This is a genomic window from Streptomyces sp. NPDC002265 (assembly GCF_040296125.1).
In the GTDB taxonomy this organism is placed as follows: domain Bacteria; phylum Actinomycetota; class Actinomycetes; order Streptomycetales; family Streptomycetaceae; genus Streptomyces.
In genome coordinates, this window is the sequence record NZ_JBEOWS010000478.1 from 1 (window position 1) to 5,945 (window position 5,945).

Below are 5,945 nucleotides of genomic sequence, written 5' to 3' on the forward strand. Positions count from 1 at the left end.
GGGCCCGCACGTTCCGGACCTCGACAGGATTCACATGGCACTGAGCATCCACGGCACTCGCCGGCACATCGCCGCCTGCGTCCTGACCGCCACTGTGGGCGCAACGATCTGGGCGCTCGCCGACGCGAGGGCCCAAAACCCCGAACCCCGGCCCCATCGTCCGCTGTCCCCGGCCGCACTGGCCGAACAAGGCTTGCGTCCGCCGATCTACACCCAGCTCTACGCCTGGACCCGGAGCGGCGAACAGATCGCGACCGCCCAGCAACAGGTCCTCGTCGCCTGCATGGCCGAGCGCGGATTCACCCTCAAGCCCGCTCCCGTGGCGAAGGCGGGTGACGTGGCGGTGTCCCGCCCGACTCCGTTCGGTCTCGAGACCCTCGAGGAAATCGGGGCGGACAGGCAGACGCAGGCGCCACCGGAGCAGCCGCAAGGAGAGGCCTTCAACCGCGCCCTCTACGGCAGACCCGGAAACGAGATCTCCGTCAAGGGCAAGCTGCTCGAGGTGACCATGCCGGCGAGCGGCTGCCAGGCCGAGGCGGAGAAGCACATGCTGGGCGACGGCCGGGTGCGGTGGACGGAACTGCGGATGCAGCTCAACGAAGGGGAGCAGACAGCGTTCGAGTGGCTCAAGCACGACTCCCTCTTCCGCAAGGCGAACGAGAGCTGGCGGCAGTGCATGCTCACCAACCGCGTCCAGGCCAAAGACCCCCTCGACCTGATCAGAGCCCTGCCGCCCGACGCGGACATCCGCACCCACCCCGCAACCAAGGCGGACGTCCACTGCAAGCAGGACACCGGATACCTGCGCACCGCCTACGCCAGACTCGCCGTGATGCAGCAGCGCTGGCTCGACGATCACCCCGACGTGCTCAAGGACCGCACCGCGCTGCGGGACAGGCAGCTGAGAATCGCCCGCCAGGTCCTCCAGGGGCAGACCGGCTGAGCACCCCGGCGCACCCGATCTGCCCAGGCCCGGCGGTATCGGGTCTCACGGCTGGGTGTGGTAGCGCAGGTAGACCACGCCGCTGGTGAGCCGGCGTTCGTCCAGGAGCTCGAAGCGGAGCCGGGCCCCGTCGGGGAGGAAGGGCTTGCCGCCGCCCAGCACGGCGGGGCCGACGAACAGGTGGTACTCGTCCACCAGCCCTGCGGCGATCGCGTGGGCGGCGAGGGCGGCCCCGCCGACGGTGAGGTCACGTTCGGAAGATGCCTTCAGCCGCCGAACCGCCTCGGGGTCGAATTCCCGTTCGATCCGGGTCCGGGTGGTGCAGGCCGACTCCAGCGTCCAGGAGTACACGACCTTGTCGGCCGCCTGCCAGATCTCCGCGAACTCCCGCGCCCCGGGCGACTGGCCCGCGATGGACGGGTCGGTCTCCCAGACAGCCATCATGTCGTACAGCCGGCGCCCGTACAGGTAGGTCCCGACCGGCCGCAGCACGTCGTTGATGAAGGAGTAGTACTCCTCGTCCGGTACCGCCCAGTCGAAATTGCCGTCCGCGTCGGCGATGTAGCCGTCCAGGGACACATTGAACATGTAGATCAACTTGGCCACGCGAGCCTTCTCCCAGGTCGGGGCTACCTGTGTGTCCCGCAGCACACTAGCCCGCGCCTGTGACAATGCCCGGCGAGCGGCACGGTCATCGCTGCGAAGGGCGGGCCTTGACCCCTGATCAGAGCCGGCGAGGTAGCCGAGTCCGGCAGCTGTCTTCCGCATCGGTGCGGCACTTCCTCAGAACACCGCGAGCCAAGGAACGCAGCCCGTGTGCCGTGTCGAGTGAGTCGGTGACTGCCTGGTGCGCGGTTTGCCGTACGAAGCCGAGCGAGCGTCGTCCAGGACCGCGCCGCAGCAGGTCCTGGTAGACGTCCAGGTGCCGCTGGGCTATGCGTGCCGGGTCGAAGCGGGCCGCATTCCTCAGAGCGGCCTCGCCCATGCGACGCCGGAGTTTGTCGTCGCCGATCAGTTCGAGCAGCGCAGCCGCGATGCCGTCCACGTCTCCCGGGCATGTCAGGCGTCCGTCGACACCGTCTTCTATGATCTCGCGTGGTCCGACCGGACAGTTCGTGGCGACGATGGGGAGACCGCAGCGCATCGCCTCGACGATGGTCATGCCGAACGATTCCCGGTCGGAGGTGGACGCGGCGATGGAGCCCTTCACCCACTCCGGTTCGAGGGGGTTCACCTGCCCCATGAGAAAGATGTGGCCGCTGAGTCCGAGATCGCGGATCAGTACAGACAGGGCGTGTCTCTCGTTGCCGGTGGTGTCTCCACTGCCGAATATCCGTAGCTGCCAGTCCGGATGAGCGGTGACGACCTGGGCGAAGGCTCTGACGAGCAGGTCATATCGCTTCACGCTATTGAGCCGACCCGCCGCTACGACGAACTTGCCGGTTCCGTCAGCTGGTTCCACAGACGCGGCGGGAACGCTGTTCGGTATGGCCTCCACTCTCACATCGCGCAGGCCCAGTCGCCGGTAGGCGCGGGCATCGGCTTCGGTCACGGTGGTGAGGGCGTCAAGCATTTGATAGTGGTGTTGTATCTCGTGGCGCAAACGGAAGCCGTGACCCGAGAGGGTGAGGTGCTCCTGTCCCACCCTGATGGCGGCGCGCTGCGCCTGGCGCGCGATGTGCACGTTCAGTCCGGGCCTGGTTCCGACGATCACGTCGGCGTCCAGCCTCTTCAGGTGCTGGCCGATGCGTTCGTCGGTGAGGCGGCTGTACTGCGTGTGCCGGCCGTCCGCGCGCGGGAAGACCCTGGCGGGCTGGGTGTTGCGGGGATCGTCACCGTCGTAGTCGGCGCAGGCAGCGCGCAGGTCGACCAGAGGGGTAAGGCCTACCTTGGCGGGTGCGCCCATGAAGGGCGCGTCGCGATGCCGGAACACCGAGATGATCTCCACATCGTGGTGCTCCGCCAGCGCCGCGGCGAGGTTGAATGTCGTCCTGATCGTGCCGCCGATGCCATAGGCATTGTGGAGCAGGAAGGAAATGTGCATGCGGGAGACATTTCAGTAGGGAGCCGGGGGGTGGGACAGCAGTTGGGAGGTGCTGTACGTCGTTCTGTTCAGCAGTCTGGTCGGCGGCGGGTTCGCGTTCGCTGGACGAATGGATCGGTCGGGACTCGGGAGAGGTCATGCCGATGTCAACCGATCGGATGATGCACCGGACCCAGGTGGCCGGTAGACGTGGTGAGAACCGACCCATGGCGAAGGGTCTGCGCAGAAGGATGAACAAGCGGTGACGGAGCACGATGGTTCGGTTCTGGGACGTGCAGATCCCGACGGGTGGTGGATCGAGGTGGCCATGCAGGCCGCGTTCGTTCTTTTGCTCGCGGGTTCCATCGGCCGGCTGCTCACCTACGACGGACCGGACGGCCATACTGGATGGAGTCTCGCGCTCTTCCTCGTCTTCGGCGTGCTCCACCTGAGCGGACCGATCTGGGCGCCCGCGCCTTGGCATGGCGAGCGGCCCAGCACCCGGCACCTGATTCGGCTGGGCATGCTGCTCGCCGTCTGGCTGGTCCTGCTCGCCCTCGAACCGAGCGCGACATGGTGCACCATGCCCCTGCTCTTTACCGGTGTGCACCGGTTGCCGGTGCCGCTCGCGCTGCCCCTTGCCTCAGTGCTCACGCTCCTCGTGATCGTTTCCGAACTCCGTGTGGCGAGCGGCCTGTTCAACCCCAACCTGGTGATCGCCCCGGTCGCCCTCGGGAGCGTCGTCACAGCCGTACTGCTGCACAGTCGGCGTCTGGCGGACCGGCAGCGCCTGCTCATCGACGACCTGGTCCGCGCCCGGGGTGAACTGGCCGCAAACGAGCGGCGTACAGGCGCTCTGGAGGAACGACAGCGGCTGTCGGCCGAGATTCACGACATCCTCGCCCAGAGCCTGTCCAGCCAGCAGATGCTGCTGCAGGCCGCCGAACGCCAGTGGCACATCGCGCCGGACACCGCGCACGAACACGTACGCGGGGCCGCCGCGAGCGCGGGCCGCGCGCTGGCAGAGGTGCGCCGATTCGTTCGCGATCTGGCCCCGCTCGATCTCGATGGGAACACTCTGGTGCACGCGATGCGCGCACTTGCGGAGCAGCCTGCTATGCCGGGAACCGATGGGGAGCCCGCGTCCGGCCCGGCCGTCGAGTTCCGGCTGGACGGCACACCCGGGAACCTCCCCGAGGCGGTCGAGACAGCGCTGCTTCGTGTGAGTCAGGGCGCCTTGGCCAACGTACGGGAACATTCTGGGGCGACCCGGGCTGTAATCACGCTGACCTGTTCAAAGGACTCCGTTTGCGTCGACATCGCCGACAACGGCCGCGGTTTCGATCCGGGCCGTATCCCGCACCGCCGCGAGGCCCGCACACGCGGCCACGGTCTTCCCCTGATGGAGAGCAGGGCGAGACGGGCCGGAGGAACACTCCGCGTGGAGTCCGCACACGGTGAGGGAACGGTCGTGACCATGTCCGTGGCCCTCGGAGCGCACGACGGCGCCGCCGCTCGCAGCACGCTCCCGGCGGAGGAGACACCATGAGATTCCCACAGAGCCCCGAACACGGGCAGAGGGCCGGAGGATCGGCTCCGACCAGCCCTGCCGAGGACCTCGAACCGACCGGCACGGACTTCGCCCGCGAACCCGACACCGTCCGTGTCCTTCTCTGCGACGACCACGCCGTGGTACGGGCCGGACTGCGGGCGCTGCTGTCCAGCACTGAAGGAATCGATGTTGTCGGTGAGGCCGCGAGCGGGGACGAGGCACTGGTGATGACCATGCGTCTGCGGCCGGACGTGGTGCTCATGGACCTCCAACTCGGCGACGGCACGGACGGGGTGACGGCGACACGACGGATCGTCGCCACCGCCGCGCCCGATGCGCGCGGCAGACCTGCACCGCAGGTCCTGGTCCTCACGATGTTCGACACCGATGCCGACATAGCCCGCGCCCTGGCGGCCGGCGCCACCGGATACCTGCTCAAGGCGGAGCGACCGGAACTGTTGTTCGCCGCGATCCGGGACACCGCCGCCGGGCGCACCGTGCTGTCGGGAACCGTCGCCGATCGGATGATGTCCCGGATCCGCACGCCTGGACCCGCCCTGACACAACGGGAACGGGGCATCCTCGGCCAGCTGGCCGGCGGCCTCACCAACCGGGAGATCGCGCGGGTCCTCTTTCTCAGTGAGGCCACGGTCAAGACCCACCTGGGCCGCATTTACACCAAGCTGGGCGTGCAGACCAGGGCCGCCGCAGTGGCGAAGGCCGCCCAGCACCGTCTGCTGCCGTGAGGATCCAGGCCCACGAGAGCGGACGGCCGCTCGTTGCGGCATCCTCGCCCGAACCCGGAGCACGCCACGTACCGCACTCTCAGAGGCGACCGAACTGGATCAACGCTGTTGCCGCATTGCTTCCTCGACCCTTGCCCTGGTCCGCCTTATCGCCCATGGGCCGGCTATCAGGACCGCAAGAGCAGCCACACCCGAACTGACCAAGGTTTCGGTCCACGGTGTTCCGCTCTGCCTCCACACCACGATCGTCGACGCGGTCACCACAGCGTCAACCCCGAGCAGGACTGCCCATAGGCGGCCCGTAGACATCGATCTATCAGACATAGGCCGTACCTTACGACGCGGTGCGTGATATTGATCGAGGCATTGCCGAAGCATGAAGTAGGCCGTGCGGCTTGAGTGTTGTTGTGATGCAATACCTGGGCCGCACGGCCTTGTCCAAGCGCATCTTCACCGGCCTCCAGCCGCGGCGGCTCGGCACACTCGTCGTCGAGCTCGCCGGCGCCTGGATGGCAGCTGAGGAGTCCCGGCTGCGAGAACGTCGAGGTCACGAGCGTATGCGCGCGCCTGGTGCGGGCCCGGACCACGGGCTGGTGTTCGTCGACCGCGTCGTCGTCACCCTGGTGGCGTTGCGCTTCCAACTCCCGCACGTGGCCCTGGCGGAGCTCTATCGGGTAGACC

Annotated in this window: 5 protein-coding genes and 1 pseudogene; 4 read left to right on the forward strand and 2 right to left on the reverse strand. The window is 67.7% G+C overall.

Features of this window, described 5'->3' with window-relative positions; genetic code table 11:
* Positions 1-943 (forward strand): hypothetical protein (locus tag ABT085_RS42940; protein ID WP_351621613.1); only part of this gene is annotated, 943 nt, incomplete at its 5' end.
* Positions 944-988: 45 nt separating this feature from the next.
* On the opposite strand, the gene ABT085_RS42945 is transcribed toward ABT085_RS42940, so the two are convergent.
* Both ABT085_RS42945 and ABT085_RS42950 read right to left on the reverse strand, forming a co-directional pair.
* Positions 989-1,549 carry a dihydrofolate reductase family protein gene (locus tag ABT085_RS42945; RefSeq protein WP_351621616.1) on the reverse strand — a complete coding sequence of 187 codons (561 nt, stop codon included), beginning with the start codon at positions 1,547-1,549 and terminating at the stop codon, positions 989-991.
* A gap of 118 nt (positions 1,550-1,667) precedes the next feature.
* Entirely contained in the window at positions 1,668-2,987 is a 1,320-nt protein-coding gene (locus ABT085_RS42950; protein WP_351621618.1) for a glycosyltransferase family 4 protein, read from the reverse strand.
* Between the two features lie 307 nt (positions 2,988-3,294).
* Here ABT085_RS42950 and ABT085_RS42955 point away from each other — a divergent pair, with 307 nt between their 5' ends.
* The 3 genes and pseudogenes from ABT085_RS42955 to ABT085_RS42965 all read left to right on the forward strand — a co-directional run.
* A complete protein-coding gene (locus tag ABT085_RS42955) occupies positions 3,295-4,515 on the forward strand; it encodes a sensor histidine kinase (RefSeq protein ID WP_351621623.1) in 1,221 nt (406 codons plus the stop codon).
* Positions 4,512-5,264: a response regulator gene (locus ABT085_RS42960; RefSeq protein ID WP_351621621.1), complete on the forward strand. Its 753-nt coding sequence runs from the start codon at positions 4,512-4,514 to the stop codon at positions 5,262-5,264. The genes ABT085_RS42955 and ABT085_RS42960 overlap by 4 nt, the downstream gene beginning before the upstream one ends.
* A gap of 410 nt (positions 5,265-5,674) precedes the next feature.
* Positions 5,675-5,945 (forward strand): annotated as a pseudogene (locus ABT085_RS42965) (transposase family protein); the annotation flags it as partial.

Excerpts from the sequence above, each read along its gene's own strand:
- ABT085_RS42960 (WP_351621621.1), top strand. The coding sequence starts at position 4,512 with ATGAGATTCCCACAGAGCCCCGAACACGGGCAGAGGGCCGGAGGATCG.
- ABT085_RS42950 (WP_351621618.1), bottom strand. The coding sequence starts at position 2,987 with ATGCACATTTCCTTCCTGCTCCACAATGCCTATGGCATCGGCGGCACG.
- ABT085_RS42955 (WP_351621623.1), top strand. The coding sequence starts at position 3,295 with ATGCAGGCCGCGTTCGTTCTTTTGCTCGCGGGTTCCATCGGCCGGCTG.